Here is a 20,672-nt window from a genome sequence, read left to right as displayed (position 1 = left end):
TCGACGCAATTTCAGCTGAGCCCGTCGACGATCGCCCGGGCGTAGCGCTCGGCGCCGGCCGGGGTGACGTGGATGCCGTCGGTCTGGCGGACCACCACCTCGCCGGTCGCGGGGCAGTCGGTGTCCCACGGCGCGCAGGGGAGCGACTCGTGGAACCCGGTGCCGTCGGGGTCGAGCTGGGTGGCGCTGTCGATCAGGTGCAGCGACGGGAGGTCGGCGGCGGCTTCGGCGTACATCACCCGCATCGCCGCGGCCCGCTCCTCGAACTGCACGTCGCGGATCGGCGGCGGCACCACCGCGTACAGCTCGCTCCCGGCGTCGTCGAACAGCGCCACCACCTCGTCGAGCGCCTCCCGGTAGCCCGCGGCGACGGTGGCGGCGTCGCGCGACTCGTCGGTCGGGTTGAAGCACGTGTGGGGGAGGTCGTTGCCGGCGAACGAGATCACCATCACCGCGGGCGGGTCGGCGGCGTGGTCCTGCAGCTGCTCCTCCCAGTTGCAGATCGCCGTGCCGCCCAGGCCCATCACCTCGGCGTCGAGCCCCTGCGCCTCGGCGTAGGCCCCGATCTGGTCCCGGGAGTGCTCGACGAACGAGTCGCCCAGCACCACCAGGTCGAGCGGCACGTCCAGGTTGCCGGCATCCTCGGCCTCGGTGCCGTCGGTGCCGTCGGTGCCGTCGGTGCCGTCGGTGGCGCCGCGGACGACACCGACGAGAACTGCCGCGGCTACTGCACCGACGGCGGCGATCGCCTTCCAACCGGCCCGCGTCACCCCTCGCTCTCACCCTCCGGCACACCTGCCTGCCGGGCGACCTGGACGAACGCCAGCTGGAGCTGGTTCAGCGCCTGCCGCACCGGCTGCTCGGCCTCACCGAGCCGTTCGCCCAGCTTCTCGACCACGCCCGCCAGAGCGTCGATGGCGATGCGGGCCTCGTCGAGCCGTGGCGGCTGCTGTGACAGGTAGAGCGCCGACAGCTCGTAGAACTGCATGGCCTGCTGCCCGACGACGACACCCGCCGGCAGCGACAGCATCTGCTGCTGGGCGGCCTCCATCTGCCGGTTCATCTCCTCGACCTGGGCGCGCTGCTCCGGCGGCAGGTCCTCCAGCGACGGCTCGTCCGCGCCCGGAGGGCCCGACGGCGACGCCGGCTCGCTGGGTGGCGCGGAGGGCTGGCGGTCGACGGGATGCTCGCCGGAGGGGGTCCACAGGGTCATTGTCTTCTTCCCGAGGTTGGGTGCGCTGTCATGACAGGTCGGTGACGGGTTGTCGTGCCACCTACGGTCGCTGGTACCCTACGCGCCCACAACTTCACGGGAAGCGGGACCCGCCCGACAGCGAGCAGGTCCCCACCCGGCCACCTCTGAGGTGCGCTCGGGTCGCGTCAACGCCGCAGGCGCCAGTCTGCATCGCGGATGTCGGCTTCCCCGGCGTCCGCGCTTTTGCTTTTCTAAGGCGATTGCGCGGCGCTCGGAGACCTAGACAAAGCAACCAGCGTACGGAGGTGCCTGCGCATTCATGAGGAGTGACCGGCGATAGCTACGCCGTCCAACAGCGAGCCGCGGATCAACGATCGGATCCGGGCCCGTGAAGTACGCCTAGTCGGCGCGGATGGTTCTCAGATCGGGATCCGTCCGTTGCCCGAAGCCTTGGCACGTGCCCGCGAGCTCGACCTCGACCTGGTAGAGGTGGCGGCTCAAGCCAACCCACCTGTCTGCCGGATCATGGATTACGGCAAGTACAAGTACGAGGCCGCACAGAAGGCCAAGGAGTCCCGGCGAAAGGCGTCGAGCGTCTCCATCAAGGAGATGAAGTACCGGCCCAAGATCTCCAGGGGAGACTTCGACACCAAGACCCGCAAGGTCGAGCGGTTTCTCCACGACGGCCACAAGGTGAAGGTCACGCTGACCTTCCGGGGGCGCGAGATGCACCACCCGGAGCTCGGCAAGCGGATCCTCGACGAAGTGGTCGAGGCCGTGGCCGAGGTGGGTCGGGTCGAGATCATGCCCCGCATCGACGGTCGCAACATGACGATGGTGATGGCGCCCGATCGCAAGGCGCAAGCCGCGGCCGAGCGGGCCCGGCGCCAGGCCGAGAACCCGACACCCGAGAGCTCGACGGCCGAGAACCCGGCGCCCGAAACATCCGAGACGCCCGAGACGCCTGAGACGCCCGAGCCGGCAGTGGCGCCCGAGACCAACGGGTCGGCCGCCACCGCAAGCACGACCGCAACGACGAGCGAAGAGTGAACTGACATGCCGAAGATGAAGACGCATCGCGGCGCCGCCAAGCGCTTCAAGGTCACAGGCACCGGGAAGCTGCGGCGCCGCCAGGCGAACATGAGCCACATGCTGGAGAAGAAGCCGTCGAAGCGCACGCGCCGGCTGAACCGGGAGACCGGCCTGGCCGCTGGCGACGAGCTCCGCATCAACCGCCTGCTCGGGCGCCGCTGACCCCGTCGGCTGCCTGAGCACGAACGCATCCCCCACGACGAAAGGACAGCCCGATGGCCCGGGTGAAGAGATCCGTCCACGCCAAGAAGAAGCGTCGGACAACGCTTGAGCGTGCCAAGGGTTACTACGGCAACAAGAGCCGCTCGTTCCGCGCCGCCAACGAGCAGGTCATGCACAGCGGGCGCTACGCGTTCCGCGATCGCCGGGCCCGCAAGGGCGACTTCCGGCGCCTGTGGATCCAGCGCATCAACGCGGCCTGCCGCCTGAACGACACCTCCTACAGCCGGTTCGTCGCCGGCCTGCGACTGGCGGATGTCGAGGTCGACCGCAAGGTGCTCGCGGATCTGGCCGTCACGGACGCGGCGGCGTTCACCACCCTCGTCACGATCGCCAACGAGGCCCTGGAGGAGCACGCCGAGGCGACCCCCGCCTCGGCCTAGCCACTTGGGCTCACGCGAGATCCTGCAGCAGCTGCGGCGCCTCTCGAGGCGCCGCAGTGCGCGTACCGAGGCGGGTGCGTTCGTGATCGACGGCCCGACGCTGCTGGCCGAGGCGCTGGCGGCCGACGTGGAGATCACCGACGTGGTGGCGGTGCTGACGGCGTACCCCCAGCTGCTCGACCGGGCGGCGTCACAGGGTGTCGTCGTCCACCAGGTGCAGCCGGCGATGTTCGAGAAGAACGCCGACCCCACCCACCCCCGGGACGTCGCCGCCATCGCCCGCATGCCCGCCGACCCACCGTTGGGGACGCCGCAGCTGGCGCTGGTCGCGGTGGGGGTGAACGACCCCGGGAACGCCGGCACCCTCCTGCGCTCCGCCGACGCGTCGGGTGTCGACCTGGTGGTCTTCTGCGACGACTCGGTCGACCCCTACAACCCCAAGTGCGTGCGGGCGTCGGCCGGTTCGCTCTTCCGCGTCCCCACGGTGCGGGCCGCCGGAGCCGTCGTGACGCTGCGGGACCTCCGGGCCTCGGGCGTCCGGACCGTCGGCCTGGTGGCCCGCCGGGGCACTGCCTACGACACCGTCGACTATGCGGTACCGTCGGCCGTTGTCGTGGGCAGCGAGGCGCACGGTCTCCCGCCCACCGTCGAGTCGCTCGTCGACGAGAAGGTCACGATCCCGATGCGCGGCCCAATTGAGTCGCTCAACGTCGGGATGGCTGGCACCATCGTGTGCTTCGAGGCCCTGCGACAGCGCCGCAACCGCGACAAGGATTCAGCCAACGATGAGTGACCTCTCCCGCGACGTCGAGAAGATCCAGGAGGATGCGCTCGAGCGCATCGCCAAGCTGGGCTCGCTCGACGAGCTGCGCACCCTCGAGAGCGAGCTGCTGGGCAAGAGGTCACCGCTGGCGGGGCTGCGGCAGGCGGTCGGCAAGCTCGAGCCCGACGAGCGCCGGGTCGTCGGCCAGGCCGTCAACGCCGCCCGCGACACGTTGACCCAGGCATTGTCGGAGCGGCGGGCCGCCCTCGAGATCGACGCCCGGCGCGCCACCCTGGAAGCCGACCGGCTCGACCTCACCGAGGTGCTCCCCGGCCCCGGCAGCGGCCACATCCACCTGGTGACCCAGGCGATCGAGGAGCTGGAGGACGTGTTCCTCGGCATGGGCTTCACGGTGGCCGAGGGGCCCGAGGTGGAGACCGACTGGCACAACTTCGGCGCCCTCAACTTCCCCGAGGGCCATCCGGCGCGCGACATGTACGACACCCTCTACGTCGACTTCGGCAAGCCGGGCTCCACGCTGCTGCGGACGCACACGTCGCCCGTGCAGGTGCGGGTGATGTCCGCCGGCCCGCCGCCGTACTACTCGGTGATGCCGGGGCGGGTGTTCCGCTCCGACACCGCCGACGCCACCCACATGCCGGTGTTCCACCAGATCGAGGGGCTGGTGGTCGACCGCGACATCACGTTCGCCGACCTCGCCGGCACCATCGACGCCTTCACCAAGGCCTACTTCGGCGGCGACTTCACGTCGCGCCTGCGGCCGTCGTACTTCCCCTTCACCGAGCCGTCGGCCGAGTTCGACATCCAGCGCCCCGACGGCACCTGGCTGGAGCTGGGCGGCTGCGGCATGGTCCACCCCAACGTGCTGAGCAACTGCGGGGTCGACCCGGAGGAGTGGCAGGGCTTCGCCTTCGGGTTCGGCATCGACCGGCTCGCCGCAGCCCGCCACGGCGTCGACGACCTGCGCGACCTCTTCACCAACGACATCCGTTTCCTCTCCCAGTTCTGAGATCTGATCCCGAGGTCCTCCGATGAAGGTTCTGTTGTCGTGGCTGCGTGACTTCGCCCCGTTCGAGGGCGACCCGGTGGCGCTGGGCGAGGAGATGAGCGACCTCGGCATGGCCGTCGAGGAGATCGACCGCATCGGCGAGGGGCTCGACGGCATCGTCGTGGCCAGGGTCCTCGCCACCCGGCCCCATCCCAACGCCGACAAGGTCCACCTGGTCGACGTCGACCTGGGCGACGGCGAGGCCCTGCAGATCGTGTGCGGCGCCTTCAACATGACCGCCGGCGACCTGGTGCCGTTGGCGACCCTGGGCACCACGATGCCGAACGGCATGGACATCGCCCGCCGCAAGATGCGGGGCGAGTGGTCGAACGGGATGCTGTGCTCGGCCCGCGAGATCGGTCTGGGCGACGACCACGCCGGCATCTGGATCCTGCCGCCGGACCTGCCCCTGGGCGCCCCGCTCACGGAGGCGCTCGGCATCGCCCCGGACGTCCTCTACGACCTGGAGATCAACCCCAACCGGCCCGACGCCATGTCGGTGGTGGGGGTGGCGCGCGACCTGGCGGCCCGGCTGGGGCTGCCGTTCACCGTGCCGGAGCCCGTGGTGCAGGAGGTGGCGGCCGAGCGGCTGCCGGGCATGACCGTCGACATCCTCGACCCCGACCTGTGCGGCAGCTTCGTGGCCCGGGTCCTGCGGGGCCTGCAGGTGGGTCCGTCCGACCCCGCGATCGCCCGCCGCCTGACCCTGATGGGCATGCGGCCCATCAACAACGTGGTCGACGTCTCCAACTACGTGATGCTGGAGCTGGGCCAGCCCAACCACCCCTACGACCTGGCGCGGGTGCAGGGTCCCGGGTTCCGGGTGCGGCGGGCCAAGGCGGGGGAGACCCTGGTCACCCTCGACGGCGTCGAGCGCAGCTTCCTGGGCGACGACCTGCTCATCTGCGATGCCACCGACGCCGCCATCGGCATCGCCGGGGTGATGGGCGGCGCCGACACCGAGATCGACGACGCCACCACCGACGTGCTGCTGGAGATGGCGTGGTTCCTGCCGCTGGCCATCGCCAAGACGTCGCGGCGGCTCAAGCTGCGCTCCGAGGCCTCGGCCCGCTTCGACAAGGGCGCCGACCCCGGCGTCGTCGACCTGGCCTTCGCCCGGTTCGCCGAGCTGCTGGCCCCGTCGGGCGCCCAGCCGGAGGCCGGTGCGGTCCGGGCCACGGGCGAGCTGCCCGACCGGTCGCCGATCCGGGTGCGCACCGCCCGCGTGAACCGCATCCTGGGCAGCGACCTGTCGGTCGACGACATGGCGTCGCTGCTGGCGCCCATCGGGTTCGCGTCCACCCCGGTCGACGGCGACCTCGACGTCGAGATCCCCTCGTGGCGCTACGACTCGTCCACCGAGATCGACGTGGTCGAGGAGATCGGCCGGATGCACGGCTACTCCAAGCTGGGCCGCACGGTGCCGACGTCGCCCCGCACCGGCCGGCTCACGCCCCACCAGCAGCAGCGGCGGCGGCTGCGGGCGCGGCTGGCGGGCCTGGGCCTGTCGGAGGCGCTGCCGCTGCCGTTCCTCGCCCCCGGCGAGCTGGAGCGCTGCGGCCTGCCCGGCGACGGCATCGCCCTGCTCAACCCGCTGGTGGCCGAGGAGTCGATCCTGCGCACGTCGCTGCTGCCGGGGCTCGTGGGGGCGCTGGCCACCAACGCGGCCCGGCGCAACACGGGCGTGCGGCTGTGGGAGATCGGCCACGTGTTCCGCCGCCCGCCGGCCGGCGTCGAGGCGGAGCTGCCCGACGAGCGCGAGGCCCTCGGTGTCGCCCTGGGCGGCCAGGACGCGGCCGCCGCCGTGCAGGTGTGGCGGGCCATCGAGGAGTCGCTGGGCGTCACCGGCCTGCAGCTGGTGAACGCCGCGGTCGACGGCCTGCACCCCAGCCGGTCAGCCCGGATCGTCTCCGGTGACACGGAGATCGGGGTGGTCGGCGAGGTCGACCCGGCGTCGCTGGAGGCCCACGGGATCGGCGAGCGGGTCGGCTGGCTCGAGGTCGACCTCGATGCCCTGCTCGACCTGGCCCACGGCGACCCCCAGTACCGGCCGGTCAGCCGCTACCCGTCGAGCGACATCGACCTGGCGTTCGAGGTGGACGAGTCGGTGTCGGCCACCGACATCGAGGCGACGCTGCGCCAGGCCGCCGGCGACCGGCTGGCCTGGGTGAAGCTGTTCGACGTCTACCGGGGCACCGGCATCGCCGACGGTCGCCGCAGCCTGGCGTACACCCTCCGCCTGGAGGCCCTCGACCACACCCTCACCGACGAGGAGCTGGCCGACCTCCGCACCCGCTGCATCACCGCGGTCGAGTCCACCCACGCGGCGACCCTCCGGGGGTAGGAACCCAACCGAAATTGCGAGGCTGGTGGCTGCTATGGGGCCGTCACCCTCGCAATTTCGGGGTTCTAGCTGAGCGGTGGGCCGTGGGGGCCCTGGGCCGCGGCGGCGATGACGTCGGCGGCGGTGCGGGTGTCGTCGATGCCTCGCATGATCCACGTGACGCCGGCGGCCTCGTAGCGGTCGAGGTCCGCGTCGGGCGGAGCCTCCATCACCACGTCGTAGCCGTCGAGGCTGCCGCGCTCGGCCGCGACCACGTCGAGCATCGGCAGCAGCTGGTCGACCTCGGTGTTCACGGGGAACAGGCCGTCGAGCCCGGCCGCTCGCCGCACCGGCCGCCGGGCGCCGCCGCCCCAGGCCGCACCCCACAGCGGGATGCGGGGCTGCTGCACCGGGCGGGGCAGGAACGTCACGCCCTCGGCGGTGAAGTGGTCGCCGTGGTGGTTCACCTCTTCGCCGCTCCACAGGGCTTGGAGCAGGAGGAGCGCCTCGTCGTAGACGGCGGCCCGGGCCCGGTCGTCGGTCGGCTCGCCGAACCGGCCCAGCTCGCCGCCGCTGTTGACGCCGAGGCCGACGCCGAACGTCAGCCGCCCGCGGGACAGGTGGTCGAGCGTGACCGTCTCCCGGGCCACCTTCTGCGGCCGGCGTCGGGCGAGCGGGGTGATCATCGGGCCGAGCCGCAGCCGTGACGTCGTGGTGGCCACGGCGGCGAGCAGGATCCACGGGTCGGCGACCAGGGCGCGCTCCGGCTCGTGGGGCCGCACGAGGTGGTCCCACAGGAACAGGCCGTCCCAGCCGCCGGCCTCCAGCGCGGCGGCCAGCTCGACGACCACCACCGGGTCGGCGAACTCGCCGAAGGCCGGGAGAAAGGCAGCGTGGCGCATCCGCCGCACCGTACCGGAGCGTTCCGCCACCATGGGCCACGGCGCCCCACCTAAGGTGGTCGCTCCATGAGCGATGCATACCCTCCTCCCCCCGGCGGACCTGGCGACCCTGGCGGACCTGGCGGCCCCGGAGCACCCGGCGGGCCCGGCGGCGAGCAGCCACCGTCCTACCAGCCGCCGCCCCCGCAGCAGCCCCCCGGCTACCAGCAGCAGCCGCAGCAGCAGCCCTACGGCGCCCCGCAGCAGTACATGACGGGACCCGGCCCGGTGCCGCAGAGCCTCGGCGAGATCTGGTACAACCCCACGGCCAACATCCTGCTGTACATCGTCACCTGCGGGATCTGGGGCGTGGCCTGGTCGTACCGCACGCACGACGACCTGCAGAAGCACAACGGCGACGGCCTCGGTGGCGGCATCGCCCTGATCATCGCCCTCTTCCTCCCGGTCGTGATCATGTTCACGGTGCCGATGGAGATGGAGAAGGCCTACCAGCGCCGCGGTTGGCAGAGCCCCGAGTCGACCATGCTCGGCCTGTGGTTCCTTCTGCCGGTCATCGGCCAGTTCGTCTGGTACCTGAAGATCCAGCGCGCCCTCAACGCCTACTGGCAGGCGATGGGCAGCCGCCCGGCCTGACCTGTCGACCAGCGGCGTGCCGGCGCCCCACGGTGGGCGCCGGTCGCCGCCGCCTGGTTCGGCGATGAGCGGACATTGGACGCGCAAGTCGTATGCATGAGTATGCAATGCGACGTATGCTGACGCGGTGACATCGGTCGGGATCGTCGGAGCCTCGGGCTACACGGGAGCGGAGCTGCTGCGCCTCTGCGCGCAGCACCCCAGCTTCGACGTGAAGCTCGCCACCGGCGACAGCCAGGCCGGCTCCCGGATCGCGGGGCTCTACCCGAGCCTCGCCGCGGCCTACGGCGACACCACGTTCAGCTCGTACGACCCGGCCGCGGTCGACGGCCTCGACGTGGTGTTCCTGGGCCTGCCGCACGGCGCCTCGCAGGCGGTGGTGCCCGACCTGATCGGACGGGTCGGCGCCATCGTCGATCTGGCCGCCGACTTCCGGCTCACCGACCCGAGCCTCTATCCCACCTGGTACGGCGAGGCCCACACCCGGCCCGACCTCCTCGCGGAGTTCACCTACGGCCTGCCCGAGCTGTTCCGCACCCAGGTCCAGTCGGCCCGCAACGTCGCCGCCCCTGGCTGCTACGTCACCGCGGCCACCCTGGCGCTGGCGCCGCTGCTGCAGCACGGGCTGGTCGAGTCGACCGGCATCGTGGTCGACGCCGCCAGCGGGGCCTCCGGCGCCGGCCGGGGCCCCAAGCCGAACACCACCTTCTGCACGGTCGACGAGGACTTCACCGCCTACGGCCTGCTCACCCACCGCCACACGCCCGAGATGGAGCAGACGCTCAGCTCCGTCGCCGACGCCGAGGTCCAGCTGATCTTCACACCGCACATGGCCCCGATGAGCCGGGGCATCCTCGCCACCTGCTACGCCCGGCCCACCGAGCCCATCACCACCGCGCAGCTGCACGACGTGCTGCGCCAGGCGTGGCGGGGCGAGCCGTTCATGGTCGTCACCGAGGGCTCGCCGTCCACCAAGGCCACGTTCGGCTCCAACGCCGCCCACGTCACCGCCATGGCCGACCCCCGCACCGGCTGGATCGTCGCCATCGCCGCCCTCGACAACCTCGTGAAGGGCGCCTCGGGCCAGGCGATCCAGTGCGCCAACCTGATGACCGGCCAACCCGAGACCGCCGGCCTCGCCACCGTGGGGGTGTACCCGTGAGCGTCACCGCGCCGCAGGGGTTCGTCGCCAACGGGGTCGCCAGCGGCATCAAGGCGTCGGGCGACGCCGACCTGGCGCTGATCGCGACCGCCGACGGGGTGGCCGTGCCCGCCGTGGCGGTGTTCACGCAGAACCTGGTGCTCGCGGCGCCGGTCACCACCAGCCGCGCCCATCTGGCGACCACGGGCGGCCGGGCGGCGGCCGTGATCCTCAACAGCGGGAACGCCAACGCCTGCACCGGCGACCAGGGCGACGCCGCCGCCGCCACGATGTGCGCCGACGCGGCCGCATCCCTCGGCTGCCGAGCCGACGAGGTGCTGGTGTGCTCCACCGGGCTCATCGGGCCGCCGCTGCCGATCGACCTGGTCACCAAGGCCGTGCCCGACCTCGCTGCCGGCCTGGGGCCGGCCCCCACCGACGCCATCGCCGCGGCCCGGGCGATCATGACCACCGACACCCGCCACAAGCAGACGGTCGTGCGGGGCGACGGGTTCGTCGTCGGCGGCATGGCCAAGGGGGCGGCGATGCTGGCCCCCAACATGGCGACGATGCTGGCGGTCCTCACCACCGACGCCGCGGTCGACGGCCCCGAGCTGCAGGCGGCGCTGGCGGCCGGCGTGGCCGACTCGTTCAACGCCATGACCATCGACGGCTGCACCTCGACCAACGACACCGTGATCCTGCTGGCCGGCGGCCTCGCCGGTCCGCCCGCCTCCACCGAGGGGTTCGCGGCGGCGGTGGCCGACGCCTGCCTCGACCTCGCCATGCAGATGGTGGGCGACGCCGAGGGCCACACCAAGGTGGTGAAGGTGCGGGTGACCGGGGCGGCGTCCGACGACGAGGCCCGGCGGGCCGCTCGCAAGGTGGCCGAGAGCCAGCTGGTGAAGTGCTCGTGGTACGGCAAGGACCCCTACTGGGGCCGGGTGGCCAGCGACCTGGGCACCGCCGGCGTCGCCCTCGACGTGGGCGCCCTGGCGATCGCCTACGGCGGCACCGTCGTGAGCCGGGGCTGCGTCGAGGTCGACCACGACCGGGCCGCCGTCGTCGCCCACATGGACGGCGAGTACGTCGAGCTCCACTGCGACCTCGGCGTCGGCCCCGCCGAGGCCCGGATCCTCACCAACGACCTCACCCACGCCTACGTCGACGAGAACATGGGGACGTCATGAGGCTCCCGCTCTCGGTCGCGGAGGAGCGGGCCGGCGTGCTCGTCGAGGCGCTGCCGTACATCCAGGCGTTCCGGGGTGCCGTGGTGGTGGTGAAGTACGGCGGCAACGCCATGGTCGACGCCGAGCTGGCGAAGGCCGTGGCCGCCGACGTGGTGCTGCTGCGGGCCGTCGGCCTGCGGCCGGTGGTGGTGCACGGCGGCGGCCCCCAGATCAGCGACCTGATGGAGCGGCTGGGCAAGGTGCCCGAGTTCCGCGACGGCCTGCGGGTGACCGACGCCGAGACCGTCGACATCGCCCGCATGGTGCTGGTGGGGAAGGTGAACCGCGACATCGTGTCGGCGATCAACGTCCACGGTCCGCTCGCCGTCGGCATCGCCGGCGAGGACGCCGGCCTCATCCTGGCGAGCGCCCGCCACCCGGACCTCGGCTTCGTCGGCGACGTGGCGGCGGTGAACCCCGGGATCGTGCACAAGCTGCTGGCCGAGGACCTGATCCCGGTGGTGTCGACCATCGGGTCCGACGCCGTCGGGCAGGCCTACAACATCAACGCCGACACCGTGGCGGGTGCGTTGGCCGCGGCGCTGGGGGCCGAGAAGGCGATCTTCCTCACCGACATCGCCGGCCTGCTCACCGACCTCGACGATCCCGCCAGCCTCGTCAGCCGCATCGACGCCGCCGAGCTCGACGCCATGATCGAGTCGGGCGGCCTGAGCGGCGGGATGATCCCGAAGGTGGCGGCGGCCGCCGACGCGGTGCGGAACGGGGTCGGGTCGGCCCACCTGCTCGATGGGCGCATCCCGCACGTCCTGCTGCTGGAGCTGTTCAGCGACGAGGGCATCGGCACGATGATCACCAGCGGCGAGCTGGAATTGGAGAGAGTGGGGGCATGACGGCCACGAGCTTCGCGGCGTTGATGCCGACGTACGCCGAGCCGAAGGTGCGGTTCGTCCGGGGCGAGGGGTCGTGGCTGTGGGACGCCGACGGCACCCGCTACCTCGACCTGCTGTCGGGCCTGGGCGTCACCGGGCTGGGCCACAGCCACCCGGCGGTCGCGGCCGCCTTGGCCGAGCAGTCGCAGACGCTGCTGCACGTGTCGAACCTGTTCGGCAACGAGATCGCCTGGGAGGTGGCGGCGACGCTCGACCGGCTGGTCGGTGACGACGCCGGCACCCCGCCGGGCGGTCAGGTCTTCTTCGCCAACTCGGGCGCCGAGGCCAACGAGTGCGCCTTCAAGCTGGCCCGGCGCTTCGGCGGCCACGGCCGCTACGTGGTGGTGTCGGCCTACGGCAGCTTCCACGGCCGGACGCTCGCCACCCTGCACGCCACCGGCCAGCCCGCCAAGCACGAGGCGTTCCAGCCGCTTCCCGAGGGGTTCCGCCACGTGGCCTGGGACGACCTCGCCGCGCTGGAGTCGTCGCTCGACCCCAGCGTCGCTGCGGTGCTCCTGGAGCCGGTGCAGGGCGAGGGCGGGGTGAACCCGGCCAGCGCCGAGTACTTCCGGGGCGTGCGGAAGCTGTGTGACGAGCGGGGCATCCTGATGGTCGTCGACGAGGTGCAGACCGGCCTGGGACGCACCGGCCGCTGGTTCGGCTTCCAGCACTTCGGCGTCGTTCCCGACGTGGTCACGATGGCCAAGGCCCTCGGCAACGGCGTGCCCATCGGCGCCTGCTGGGCGAAGGCCGACGTCGCCGGGGTGTTCCAGCCGGGCGACCACGCCACCACCTTCGGCGGCCAGCCCCTGGCGACCGCCGCGGCCCGCGCGGTGCTGGCCGTGATGGAGGCCGAGGACGTGCCCACGCGGGCCGCCGCCGCGAGCCGGCGTCTGGTGGCCGGGCTCGCCGACCTCGACGGCGTCGTCGACGTCCGGGGCCTCGGGTTGCTGCTGGCGGCCGAGCTGGCGCCGGGCGTGGCCTCGGCCGACGTGGCCGCCGCGCTGCTGGCCACCGGCGTCGTCGTCAACGCCGTCACCCCGACGGCCCTGCGCTTCGCCCCCTCGCTGCTGATCACCGACGACGAGATCGACACCGCCGTCGAGCGCGTCGGCGCGGCCCTGAAGGCGGTGCAGTGAGCCTGCACCTGCGCCACTTCCTCGAGGTCGACGACCTCAGCCCCGACGAGCTGGTCGAGGTGCTCGACCGGGCCGAGAGCCCCGACCTGCCCCGCGTCCTCACCGGCCGCACCGTCGGTCTGTACTTCGAGAAGCCGTCGCTGCGCACCCGGCACTCCTGCGAGGTGGCGGTGGTGCAGCTCGGCGGCCACCCGGTGAGCTTCCGGCGCGACGAGGTCGGCCCCGGCGACCGCGAGCCGATCCCCGACATGGCCAAGGTGCTGTCCGGCTACCACGCCGTGCTCGGCGCCCGGGTCTACGAGCAGGAGCTGCTGGACCAGTTCTCGGGTGCGGCGTCGATCCCGATCGTCAACCTGCTGTCCAACGAGGGCCACCCCTGCCAGGCGCTGGCCGACCTCCTGACCATGCGCCAGACCCTGGGGTCGCTGGCCGGCGCGACGGTCGCCTGGGTGGGCGACTACAACAACGTGGCCCGGTCGCTGAGCCTGGGGGCGACGATGCTGGGCATGAAGGTGCGGCTGGGCTGCCCGCCGGGCTACGGCCCCGACGACGCCGACGTCGACCGGCTGCGGGCCGCCGGCGCGGAGCCGACCGTGAGCGCCCGGCCCGAGGAGGCCGTCGAGGGTGCGCTGGCGGTGCACAGCGACACGTGGGCGTCGATGGGCCAGGAGGGCGAGGCCGACGAGCGGCGCCGGGCGTTCGAGGGCTTCACGGTCGACGACGGGCTGATGGCCCGGGCCGCGCCCGGTGCGGTGTTCATGCACTGCCTGCCGGTGCACCGGGGCGAGGAGGTGTCGGCGTCGGTGATGGATGGTCCGCAGAGCCGGGCGATCGTGCAGGCCCACAACCGGCTGCACAGCTTCCGGGGCCTGCTGTCGTGGCTCCTGGACCACGCCGACGGAAGGGGCGCCGCATGATGAGCGACTCGGTACGGACCCTCGCCAAGCCGCAGCGGCAGCACCGGATCGCCCGGCTGCTGACGGAGAACTCCGTGGTCAGCCAGACCCAGCTGGTCGACCTGCTGGGCGACGAGGGGATCGCGGCGACCCAGGCGACGGTGTCGCGCGACCTCGACGAGCTGGGCGCGGTGAAGGTCCGGGTGCCGGGGGGCGACACGGTGTACGCCATCCCCGAGCTGCCGATGGAGCAGCACGTGCCGGAGACGCACCTACGCCGGGTGTTCGGGGAGTGGGTGGTCGAGGTGGCGGCGTCGGCCAACCTGGTGGTGCTGCGGACCCCGCCCGGGTCCGCCCATGTGGTGGCATCGGCGCTCGACCGCACGGGCCTGCCCGGCGTGATCGGCACGGTGGCCGGCGACGACACCCTGTTGGTGGTCGTCGCCGAGGAGATCGGGGGCAAGAAGATGGCAGCCCAGCTCCGCGAGCTCGCGGGCTTGTAACCCCAGGAGGAACGTTGGCAAAGCGCGTAGTTCTCGCGTACAGCGGTGGTCTCGATACGTCGGTGGCCGTCCGTTGGATGATCGACAACCTGCAGGTCGAGGTGATCGCGCTGGCGGTCGACGTCGGCCAGGCCAGCGAGGACTGGGACGTCGTGCGCCAACGGGCGCTGGCCGCCGGTGCCGTCGACGCCTTCGTGGTCGACGCCCGGGAGGAGTTCGCCCGCGACTACTGCCTCCCCGTGCTCAAGGCGAACGCCCTCTACGAGGGCCGCTACCCGCTGGTGTCGGCTCTGTCGCGGCCGGTGATCGTCAAGCACCTGGTCGCCGCGGCCCGCGAGCACGCCGCCGACGCCGTGGCCCATGGCTGCACCGGCAAGGGCAACGACCAGGTGCGCTTCGAGGTGGCCACCCGGGCTCTGGCGCCGGACCTCGACGTGGTGGCGCCCGTCCGCTCCTGGGGCATGACCCGGGAGGACTGCATCCTCTACGCCGACGACCACGACATCCCGATCACGGCGACGAAGGAGAAGCTCTACTCCATCGACGACAACCTGTGGGGCCGGGCCATCGAGTGCGGCGAGATGGAGGACCCGTGGGCCACGCCGCCCGCGGGCGTCTGGTCGCTCACCGAGCCGACCGCGACCGAGCCCGCCGACGTGGTGGTGGGCTTCGACCGGGGCGTGCCGGTGTCGCTCGACGGCCAGGCGCTGTCGCCGGCCACGCTGATCTCGCAGCTCAACGGCTTCGTGGGCAGCTACGGCTGGGGTCGGATCGACATGGTGGAGAACCGGCGGGTCGGCATCAAGAGCCGGGAGACCTACGAGTCCCCGGCGGCGCTGGCGCTCATGCTGGCCCACGCCGACCTCGAGGGCATCACGCTGGAGCGCGACCTGTCCCGGGAGAAGAGTCGCATGGAATCGCGCTACGCCGAGCTGGTGTACGACGGCCTGTGGTTCAGCCCGCTGAAGCAGGCCCTCGACGCCTTCGTCGACAGCAGCCAGCAGCACGTGACCGGCGAGGTGCGGCTGCGGCTGGCGCCCGGGTCGTGCCAGGTGGAGGGCCGGCGGAGCCCGGTGAGCCTCTACGACTACGGCCTGGCCACCTACGACGCCGCCGACAACTTCCGTCACGAGGACAGCGAGGGCTTCGTGCGGCTGTGGGGCCTCGGCATCCAGACCTGGGCGGCGGTCCAGGGCACCGGCGCCGGGAAACCGTGACCGAGGAACCGGAGATCCCCGAGGCGCCGGACGTCCCCGAGAAGGTCGACTTCTTCGGGCTCCCGGACGTTCCGGACGCCCCTACCGCCGACGAGCCCGCCCCCAAGGAGGGCTCGGCGGAGCCGACGCAGACGCTGTGGCACGGCCGGTTCGCCGGCGGTCCGGCCGACGAGCTGTTGGCGTTCACGGTCAGCCTGTCGTTCGACCAGCGGCTGGCGCTGGACGACCTGGCGGGTAGCGCCGCCCACGTCGCCGGGTTGGCGCGGGCGGAGCTGATCAGCGACTTCGAGGCGGCCGAGGTGTTCGTCGCCCTCGACCAGGTCGAGCAGGAGCTGACCCGGGGCGACTTCCCGTTCGCCCCCACCGACGAGGACATCCACACCGCCATCGAGCGCCGTGTCACCGAGCTGGCGGGCGACGCCGGCGCCAAGCTCCACACCGGTCGCTCCCGCAACGACCAGGTGGCGACCGCCCTGCGCCTGTGGTGCAAGCGGGAGCTGGAGGCGATCGCCGGGCGGGTCGTCGACCTGCAGCGGGTGCTGCTGGACCGGGCCCGGGAGGCCGGCTCGACCTACCTGCCGGGCTACACCCACCTGCAGCGGGCCCAGCCGGTGCTGCTGGCCCACCACCTGCTGGCCCACGGGTGGGCGCTGGCCCGCGACGTCGACCGCCTGGCCGACTGCGTGCGCCGGCTCGACGTGTCGCCGCTGGGCGCGGGGGCACTGGCGGGGTCGTCGCTGCCTCTCGACCCGGCGTTCACGGCCGAGCAGCTCGGCTTCGCCCGGCCGTTCGACAACAGCCTCGACGCCGTCAGCGACCGCGACTTCGTGGCCGAAGCGCTGTTCGACCTGAGCCTGCTGGCGGTGCACCTGTCGCGGATGGGGGAGGAGGTGGTGCTGTGGACGACGGCGGAGTTCGGGTTCGCCCGTCTCGACGACGCCTACGCCACCGGCTCCTCGATGCTGCCCCAGAAGAAGAACGCCGACATCGCCGAGCTGGCGCGGGGCAAGGCGGGACGGGTGATCGGCAACCTCACCGGGCTGCTGGTGACGCTGAAGGGCCTGCCGCTGGCCTACAACCGCGACCTCCAGGAGGACAAGGAGCCGCTGTTCGACGCGGTCGACCAGGTGAGCCTGGCGTTGGGCGCGATGGCGGGCCTGTACCGGACGCTGGAGTTCGAGCCCCGCCGGATGCAGGCGGCGGCCGACTCGCCCGATCTGGCGGCCACCGACATGGCCGAGTGGCTGGTGGGGCAGGGGATGCCGTTCCGCCAGGCGCACGCCATCGTCGGCGAGCTGGTGCGGCGGTCGATCGACCAGGGGACGCCTCTGGAGGACCTGATCGCCCTCCACCCCGACCTCGGCCCCGAGCCGGCCCGCTTCATCGGCGAGGGCCGCGTCATCCAACGTCGCACCAGCCCCGGCGCCGCCGGCCCCGGCCCGGTGGCGATCCAGCTGGAGGCCTTCGCCGCCCACGTCGAGGCCCTCACGAAGCCGACCCCGCCCCCCGTTCCCGTCCCTGTCGAGCCCGAGCCGAAGGTGTCGGAGGAGACCACGGCCGAGGCCGAGCCGGACGTGACGGAGGACGAGGTGCTCGAGGCCGCGGCGCCCGAGTTCGAACCGGAGGTGTCGGAGCCCGAGGCGGCCGAGGCCGAGCCGGAGCTGTCGGAACCCGAGGTTCCGGAGGACGGGGCGCCCGAGGAGCCCGACGCCGCCACCGAGGCTGTCCCGGATGTCGGTTCCAACGGGGCTGTTCCCGACACAGTCGACGACGCCGAGGCCGTGCCGGAACCGGAGCCGGATGCGGACTCCGAGGTCGTCCCCGAAGCGGACGACGAGTCGGGCCTCGAAGCCGACGACGAACCGGCGGCCGAGCCGGAGGCGTCGGAGGACGAGGAGCCCGAGCCGGCACCGGTGTCGGAGGTGCCGCCGTTGGCGTCGGCCTTCGTCGACGCGGCCGTCGCGGCGCTGGAGAAGAAGGAGGAGGTCAAGCCGGTCTCGGGGGAGTTCGACCTCGGGGAGTTCGGTCAGTTCGTCGCCGGCCTCGACCTCGACAAGACCCAGCCGGAGGCCGAGTCCGACGACGACGAGCCGTAGTGCGCCGGACGGTGGAGCGGGAGTTCTACCGGCGTGACGCCCGGGTGGTCGCGCCCGACCTGCTCAACAAGCTGCTCGTGCACGGTGACCTCGTCGGCCGCATCGTCGAGGCCGAGGCCTACTGCGGCGGCGAGGACCCCGGCGCCCACACCTACCGGGGTCTGACGCCCCGGAACCGCACCATGTTCGGCCCGCCCGGCGGCCTGTACGTCTACTTCACCTACGGGATGCACTGGTGCGCCAACGCCGTCTGCGGCGACGAGGGCGAGGGCATCGCCGTGCTGCTGCGGGCCCTGGCGCCGCTGGAGGGCCTGGACGAGATGCGGGCCCGTCGTCCCGCCGCCCGCCGGGACCGCGACCTGTGCAGCGGCCCCGCCAAGCTGTGCCAGGCGTTCGGGCTCGACCGAGCGTTCGACGGCGCCGACCTGGTCGCCGCCGACCGGGGTGTCACCATCCTCGACGACGGCACGGCCCCGCCCGCCGACCCCGTGCAGACCACCCGGGTCGGCCTGTCCGCCGGCGCCGAGCACCCGTGGCGCTGGTACGTAACCGGCGACCCCAACGTGTCGCGCCGCTGAGCCGGCCTCTAACGTCCGGAAATGGAACCTGTTCTATTGGAGCACCCGCGGCCCCACACCGCGGTCGTGACCCTGAACCGGCCGGAGCGGCTCAACGCCCTGTCGATCGACCTGGCGCTCGAGCTCGACCGCACCCTCACGACGGTCGCCGCCGAGAACGACACCTGGGTCGTGGTGCTCACCGGCGCCGGGCGGGGGTTCTGCTCGGGCCTCGACCTGAAGGACTACGGCGTCGTGCCCGGCATCGACGGCCTGTCGGTCGGGCGCATCGCCCAGCGCTCGATGCGGGTCTACAGCCAGCTGGTGCTGAGCCTGCGCCGCCTGCCCCAACCGGTGATCGCGGCGGTCAACGGCCCCGCCTACGGTGGCGGGATGTGCCTGACGCTGGCGGCCGACCTCCGCATCGCGGCCACGTCGGCCGAGTTCAACGCCACCGGCATCGTCAACGGCCTCACCAGCACCGAGATGGCCGCGGGCTGGCTGTTGCCCCGGCTGATCGGCGCGGCCCGGGCCAACGACCTGCTGCTCACCGGGCGCAAGGTCGGCGCCGCGGAGGCGCAGGAGCTGGGCCTGGTGTCGCGGGTGGTCGACGACGGCGAGGTGCTCGACGAGGCCCTCGACATGGCCGAGGCGATGACCCGCTTCAGCCCCTACGGCCTCGCCATGACCAAGGACGCCCTGTGGGCCAACCTCGAGGTGGCGAGCCTGGAGTCGGCCATCGCCCTGGAGGACCGCAACCAGCTCATGCTCGGCTTCACCGAGAACCTGCAGGAGGCCATCCGGGCCTTCGACGCCGGCCGCGACCCCGTGTACACCGACGACCCCCGCCGCGACCTCTTCGACCGCCCGTCGTGACCGACCTGCGCCTCCTCGCCCCGGACGACCCCCTGGTCGCGCCGACCGCCGACCTGGCCGTCGCCCGGCGGCACGTGGAGGCGGCCCTGCCCACCGTGGACGACGACCTCCGCAAGCAGATCCTGGCCTTCGTCGACGCCCACCCCGACGCCCTCCATCGGACGTGCGTCGAGGGGCACCTGACCGGCTCGGCCATGGTGGTCGACCCTGACACGGAGCGGTTCCTGTTCATGCTGCACGCCAAGGTCGGGCGTTGGCTGCAGCCGGGCGGCCACGCCGACGGCGACGCCGCCCTGCCGGGTGTGGCGCTGCGCGAGGCCACCGAGGAGACCGGCATCACGGGTCTCCGGGCGGCGGCTCCGGCGATCGACCTCGACGTCCACCTCTTCGAGGCCGCCAAGGAGGTGTCGCACCTCCACTTCGACGTCCGCTATCTGGTGGTGGCACCACCGGGCGCAGTCGCCAGCGGGAACCACGAGTCGCGAGGCCTGCGCTGGGCCGGCCTCGACGAGCTCGACGGCCTCGACCTCGACGTCGGCACCCACCGCCTCGCCCGCCACGCCCTCGCCGCCCTGCGGACCCTCTGAGCACGACTTTCACGCTCGTTTCACGGCGGGTGCCTAGTGTCCCGGCCCATGTCGAGAAGAACGCGACGGCTGCTGGGCCTGACCCTGCTGGTGGCGGTGACGGTCTCCGCCTGCGGGGGTGGTGGGGACGACGACGAACGCTCGGGCGACGCCGCGTCGGCCGACCGCCCGGCCCCCGAGACCACGCCGACGCCCGACGACACACCGGCCACGGAGGACGCCGCCGGCTGCGACACCGACACCGGTGACAGCGGCGACGGCGGCGTCTCCATCGGCGAGGACGGCATCTCGGTCGGCGGCGACGGCGAGGGCGGTGGCATCACGATCGGCGAGGACGGCGTCGACGTCGAGAGCGGCGAGGGCCGCGTGTCGGTCGGCGAGGGCAGCGTGACGATCGAGAGCTGCTTCGGCGACATCGAGGTCGGCGCCGACGACGGCGGCATCACCATCTCGGGTCCCGACGGCGACGTCGCCATCTCGGTGGACGACGCCGTGACCGAGCTGGGCGGCGAGGACACCGAGGAGGGCATCTCGGTCCCCCTGCCCGACAGCGTGCTGTTCGACTTCGACAGCGCCGCGCTGCTCCCCGCGGCCGGCGAGGAGCTGGGCCTGGTCGCCGGCCTCGCGGCCGCCTACCCCGACGCGACGCTCGAGATCGGCGGTCACACCGACGCCGTGGGCGAGGACGCCTACAACCAGCAGCTCTCCGAGCAGCGGGCGACCGCCGTGCGCGACGCCCTGGCGGTCCTGGGCGTGGCCGGCGACCGCATGACGGCCACCGGCTACGGCGAGACCCGGCCGGTCGCCCCCGACACGACCCCCGACGGCGCCGACGATCCCGCGGGCCGCCAGCGCAACCGGCGGGTGGAGATCCTGCTGGTCGGCGCCGACCTGTGAACCCTGTGAAGTCCACCAAGAAAGGCGAGCTACCCCCGATGACCCGGACCCCGACCCGCACCCCG

At 72.6% G+C, this 20,672-nt stretch carries 22 protein-coding genes; 19 read left to right on the top strand and 3 right to left on the bottom strand.

Going from position 1 to position 20,672, the window contains the following annotated elements; all coding sequences use genetic code 11:
* Nucleotides 1–11: 11 nt before the first annotated feature.
* The gene (locus tag VK611_28820; GenBank protein HMG45371.1) at nt 12–770 is read right to left on the bottom strand and encodes a GDSL-type esterase/lipase family protein; all 759 of its coding nucleotides are present in this window, start codon (nt 768–770) and stop codon (nt 12–14) included.
* Nucleotides 767–1,213 carry a hypothetical protein gene (locus tag VK611_28815; protein HMG45370.1) on the bottom strand — a complete coding sequence of 149 codons (447 nt, stop codon included), beginning with the start codon at nt 1,211–1,213 and terminating at the stop codon, nt 767–769. The genes VK611_28820 and VK611_28815 overlap by 4 nt, the downstream gene beginning before the upstream one ends.
* Nucleotides 1,214–1,531: 318 nt before the next feature.
* On the opposite strand from VK611_28815, the gene infC reads away from it, so the two are divergent.
* The 6 genes from infC (at nt 1,532) to pheT (ending at nt 7,065) form a co-directional block, all read left to right on the top strand.
* Nucleotides 1,532–2,245, top strand: coding sequence for a translation initiation factor IF-3 (infC, locus tag VK611_28810; protein ID HMG45369.1), 714 nt, complete (start codon nt 1,532–1,534; stop codon nt 2,243–2,245).
* A gap of 6 nt (nt 2,246–2,251) precedes the next feature.
* Nucleotides 2,252–2,449: a 50S ribosomal protein L35 gene (gene rpmI, locus VK611_28805; GenBank protein HMG45368.1), complete on the top strand. Its 198-nt coding sequence runs from the start codon at nt 2,252–2,254 to the stop codon at nt 2,447–2,449.
* A gap of 53 nt (nt 2,450–2,502) precedes the next feature.
* Entirely contained in the window at nt 2,503–2,889 is a 387-nt protein-coding gene (rplT, locus tag VK611_28800) for a 50S ribosomal protein L20 (GenBank protein HMG45367.1), read from the top strand.
* An 82-nt stretch (nt 2,890–2,971) separates the two neighbouring features.
* On the top strand, nt 2,972–3,682 hold the full coding sequence (locus tag VK611_28795; protein ID HMG45366.1) for an RNA methyltransferase: 711 nt from the start codon (nt 2,972–2,974) through the stop codon (nt 3,680–3,682).
* Nucleotides 3,675–4,682, top strand: a complete 1,008-nt coding sequence (gene pheS, locus VK611_28790; GenBank protein ID HMG45365.1) for a phenylalanine--tRNA ligase subunit alpha — start codon at nt 3,675–3,677, stop codon at nt 4,680–4,682. Before VK611_28795 ends, pheS begins: the two co-directional genes overlap by 8 nt.
* Before the next feature lie 22 nt (nt 4,683–4,704).
* The gene (pheT, locus tag VK611_28785; GenBank protein ID HMG45364.1) at nt 4,705–7,065 is read left to right on the top strand and encodes a phenylalanine--tRNA ligase subunit beta; all 2,361 of its coding nucleotides are present in this window, start codon (nt 4,705–4,707) and stop codon (nt 7,063–7,065) included.
* A gap of 65 nt (nt 7,066–7,130) precedes the next feature.
* Here the strand turns inward: pheT and VK611_28780 are convergent, their stop codons facing one another.
* The gene (locus VK611_28780; protein HMG45363.1) at nt 7,131–7,946 is read right to left on the bottom strand and encodes an LLM class flavin-dependent oxidoreductase; all 816 of its coding nucleotides are present in this window, start codon (nt 7,944–7,946) and stop codon (nt 7,131–7,133) included.
* A 66-nt stretch (nt 7,947–8,012) separates the two neighbouring features.
* Here VK611_28780 and VK611_28775 point away from each other — a divergent pair, with 66 nt between their 5' ends.
* The 13 genes from VK611_28775 (at nt 8,013) to VK611_28715 (ending at nt 20,607) form a co-directional block, all read left to right on the top strand.
* Entirely contained in the window at nt 8,013–8,579 is a 567-nt protein-coding gene (locus VK611_28775) for a DUF4234 domain-containing protein (GenBank protein HMG45362.1), read from the top strand.
* A gap of 127 nt (nt 8,580–8,706) precedes the next feature.
* Entirely contained in the window at nt 8,707–9,741 is a 1,035-nt protein-coding gene (argC, locus tag VK611_28770; protein ID HMG45361.1) for an N-acetyl-gamma-glutamyl-phosphate reductase, read from the top strand.
* Nucleotides 9,738–10,910 (top strand): bifunctional glutamate N-acetyltransferase/amino-acid acetyltransferase ArgJ, encoded by a 1,173-nt coding sequence (gene argJ / locus VK611_28765; GenBank protein ID HMG45360.1) that lies wholly within the window; start codon nt 9,738–9,740, stop codon nt 10,908–10,910. Before argC ends, argJ begins: the two co-directional genes overlap by 4 nt.
* Nucleotides 10,907–11,800 (top strand): acetylglutamate kinase, encoded by an 894-nt coding sequence (gene argB, locus VK611_28760; protein ID HMG45359.1) that lies wholly within the window; start codon nt 10,907–10,909, stop codon nt 11,798–11,800. The genes argJ and argB overlap by 4 nt, the downstream gene beginning before the upstream one ends.
* Complete coding sequence (locus VK611_28755) at nt 11,797–12,978, top strand: acetylornithine/succinylornithine family transaminase (GenBank protein HMG45358.1); 1,182 nt, start codon at nt 11,797–11,799, stop codon at nt 12,976–12,978. Before argB ends, VK611_28755 begins: the two co-directional genes overlap by 4 nt.
* Nucleotides 12,975–13,895: an ornithine carbamoyltransferase gene (locus tag VK611_28750; GenBank protein ID HMG45357.1), complete on the top strand. Its 921-nt coding sequence runs from the start codon at nt 12,975–12,977 to the stop codon at nt 13,893–13,895. Before VK611_28755 ends, VK611_28750 begins: the two co-directional genes overlap by 4 nt.
* Nucleotides 13,895–14,377 (top strand): arginine repressor, encoded by a 483-nt coding sequence (gene argR, locus VK611_28745; GenBank protein HMG45356.1) that lies wholly within the window; start codon nt 13,895–13,897, stop codon nt 14,375–14,377. Before VK611_28750 ends, argR begins: the two co-directional genes overlap by 1 nt.
* Before the next feature lie 14 nt (nt 14,378–14,391).
* Entirely contained in the window at nt 14,392–15,594 is a 1,203-nt protein-coding gene (locus VK611_28740; protein ID HMG45355.1) for an argininosuccinate synthase, read from the top strand.
* A complete protein-coding gene (gene argH / locus VK611_28735) occupies nt 15,591–17,690 on the top strand; it encodes an argininosuccinate lyase (protein HMG45354.1) in 2,100 nt (699 codons plus the stop codon). Before VK611_28740 ends, argH begins: the two co-directional genes overlap by 4 nt.
* Nucleotides 17,690–18,268: a DNA-3-methyladenine glycosylase gene (locus tag VK611_28730; GenBank protein ID HMG45353.1), complete on the top strand. Its 579-nt coding sequence runs from the start codon at nt 17,690–17,692 to the stop codon at nt 18,266–18,268. Before argH ends, VK611_28730 begins: the two co-directional genes overlap by 1 nt.
* 21 nt (nt 18,269–18,289) lie before the next feature.
* Entirely contained in the window at nt 18,290–19,123 is an 834-nt protein-coding gene (locus tag VK611_28725; GenBank protein ID HMG45352.1) for an enoyl-CoA hydratase-related protein, read from the top strand.
* A complete protein-coding gene (locus VK611_28720; protein HMG45351.1) occupies nt 19,120–19,710 on the top strand; it encodes an NUDIX domain-containing protein in 591 nt (196 codons plus the stop codon). The genes VK611_28725 and VK611_28720 overlap by 4 nt, the downstream gene beginning before the upstream one ends.
* Nucleotides 19,711–19,758: 48 nt before the next feature.
* Nucleotides 19,759–20,607, top strand: coding sequence for an OmpA family protein (locus tag VK611_28715; protein HMG45350.1), 849 nt, complete (start codon nt 19,759–19,761; stop codon nt 20,605–20,607).
* The last annotated feature ends 65 nt before the right edge of the window (nt 20,608–20,672 follow it).

Source organism: Acidimicrobiales bacterium, assembly GCA_035316325.1.
Lineage (GTDB): Bacteria > Actinomycetota > Acidimicrobiia > Acidimicrobiales > VFJN01 > DASXTK01.
This window is presented reverse-complemented; position numbering and strand designations above follow the sequence as displayed.

Bases quoted from the DNA above. Each gene is read 5' to 3' on its own strand.
- VK611_28815 (HMG45370.1), bottom strand. From the start codon at position 1,213: ATGACCCTGTGGACCCCCTCCGGCGAGCATCCCGTCGACCGCCAGCCC.
- rpmI (HMG45368.1), top strand. From the start codon at position 2,252: ATGCCGAAGATGAAGACGCATCGCGGCGCCGCCAAGCGCTTCAAGGTC.
- rplT (HMG45367.1), top strand. From the start codon at position 2,503: ATGGCCCGGGTGAAGAGATCCGTCCACGCCAAGAAGAAGCGTCGGACA.
- pheS (HMG45365.1), top strand. From the start codon at position 3,675: ATGAGTGACCTCTCCCGCGACGTCGAGAAGATCCAGGAGGATGCGCTC.
- pheT (HMG45364.1), top strand. From the start codon at position 4,705: ATGAAGGTTCTGTTGTCGTGGCTGCGTGACTTCGCCCCGTTCGAGGGC.
- VK611_28780 (HMG45363.1), bottom strand. From the start codon at position 7,946: ATGCGCCACGCTGCCTTTCTCCCGGCCTTCGGCGAGTTCGCCGACCCG.
- VK611_28775 (HMG45362.1), top strand. From the start codon at position 8,013: ATGAGCGATGCATACCCTCCTCCCCCCGGCGGACCTGGCGACCCTGGC.
- argB (HMG45359.1), top strand. From the start codon at position 10,907: ATGAGGCTCCCGCTCTCGGTCGCGGAGGAGCGGGCCGGCGTGCTCGTC.
- VK611_28755 (HMG45358.1), top strand. From the start codon at position 11,797: ATGACGGCCACGAGCTTCGCGGCGTTGATGCCGACGTACGCCGAGCCG.
- argR (HMG45356.1), top strand. From the start codon at position 13,895: ATGAGCGACTCGGTACGGACCCTCGCCAAGCCGCAGCGGCAGCACCGG.
- VK611_28725 (HMG45352.1), top strand. From the start codon at position 18,290: ATGGAACCTGTTCTATTGGAGCACCCGCGGCCCCACACCGCGGTCGTG.
- VK611_28715 (HMG45350.1), top strand. From the start codon at position 19,759: ATGTCGAGAAGAACGCGACGGCTGCTGGGCCTGACCCTGCTGGTGGCG.